This window comes from Bacillus sp. 05T31 (genome assembly GCF_056396725.1).
Genome location: NZ_JBFTMA010000815.1, coordinates 1 through 1,766 on the forward strand (window position 1 = coordinate 1; position 1,766 = coordinate 1,766).

The 1,766-nt window shown below is 33.2% G+C and carries 1 protein-coding gene; it reads right to left on the bottom strand.

The annotated features are described in order from the left end of the window. Positions 1-1,766 (bottom strand): site-specific DNA-methyltransferase (locus tag AC1DJR_RS28650; protein WP_477004117.1); only part of this gene is annotated, 1,766 nt, incomplete at both ends.

A 1,766-nucleotide genomic window follows, 5' to 3' on the forward strand; every position in this document is an offset into this window, starting at 1 on the left:
CTTGATAACCATTTAAATTAATTCTTTCAACATCTACCCCCATTTTATAACCATCTGATACTAACCAAGTTGTTATAATCGTGTCCTCTCCACTAGCATTGCCATCAACTTTTAACCCTTTCGAAGAAAACGGCTGAATCATATCGTCAAATCCACTTTCTGATAGCTGGTTGAGTTGTCCACTCGAATCTTTGAACAAACCAGATTCAATATCAAATGATTCCAAATCATCCAACGTTGGTTGTTCTGAAGAAATCACTCGATAATGTTTAAATCCACCATCAAATTTCTCAGAAAGCGTTAAACCTGCTTCTTTTTGAATTTTTTGGTTTGCCCTTTTAATTCGTTCCCGACTAATCTCATCAATAGACATATACCCTAAACTATAAGCATTTTTACTTACGATATCATTTTTAGGTATTACTCCCCCATCGCTATTAACACTGTATGTAAGCTCATTTAATTGAGCTAAAATAAATGTCCTCTCACATTGTTGAGCTGCATTTAATTTCATTATTGCGTCAGCAGTCGTTGCTGAGCCTGCAAAAAAGTCTAATATGATAGCTTTGTCATCAGTAAATACTTCGATAAAATATTCTATTAAGGTCGTTGGTTTAGGGTTACTAAACACTTCTTTTGAAAAATAATTAAGGATTTCTTGACTACCTGAAGCAGTAGTCCCTTTATCTGAAAGGATACTTCTAGGTTTTTTACCGTTTGGAATGCGTTGTTTAAAATGCACATTCCACTCACCTGCTCTATTTTTCACAAACTTTACTTCACCATTTTCTAAATCTTGATAAAATCTCCCTTCTGACCTTAACCAACTAATTTCATTTCCCTGTTCATCATATTGTAGGATAGTTCCATCCGGAGCCTCTATTGGATAGTATTGTTTTCCTGATTTCCTTTTAAATGTGTCCCAATAAAACCTTCCATGGGCATCTTCTTCTTTGTATCTTTTTACATACTCCGGATTATAGGACTCAAATAATTTTGGAACGAGATTAATATTCTTTGCATAAACAAGAACAACTTCAGTTTCCTCCGCAACATGCGTCGAATCATTGCCTCCACCTTTTTTATTTTGCCATGTAAATGGAGGTAACTTGTTCCCTTCACCAAATATTTCATTGAGAAGTAGTGTCAAATTAGATTGTTCATTATCGTCTATTGATAATAAAATAACTCCATTCTCCTTAAGTAACCTTTTCGCTAGCCATAATCTCGGATACATAAAAGTTAACCAAGCAGAATGAGTTGCTGTTCCCTGAATACTCTTCAATCTTTCAAATTCTTTATCATTCATGCCAAACATATCTTTAAGAGTTTCATCATTAAATTCAAATTTATCTGGATAAATAAATCCATCATCTCCAGTATTATATGGAGGATCAATATAAATCATATCGATAGAATTGTTATAATTATTTTGCAAATGACGCAATACTTCTAAATTATCACCTGTGAAAAATAAATTCTTACTTTTTTTATTTTCATCTGAATTATTATGGTCATTATTCGGAACAATGACTGTTGTTGCATGTTCCCCCGCTTGTTTTTTTGCGTAATCTTTCCCGATAAATTCTAGTTGATATCCGCTTGTTAACTCATTAATATTCCTTTCTTTTAAGGCACGTTGAAACTTTTCTAAGTCAAATTCTGCTTCTTCAATCAGCATGCCCTCTGCATCAAATTTGCTCTCTGTAAAAAATTCTGGAAGTTTTTCTTTTAATTCCTTTAGTAAACACGTATTAGACTTTACT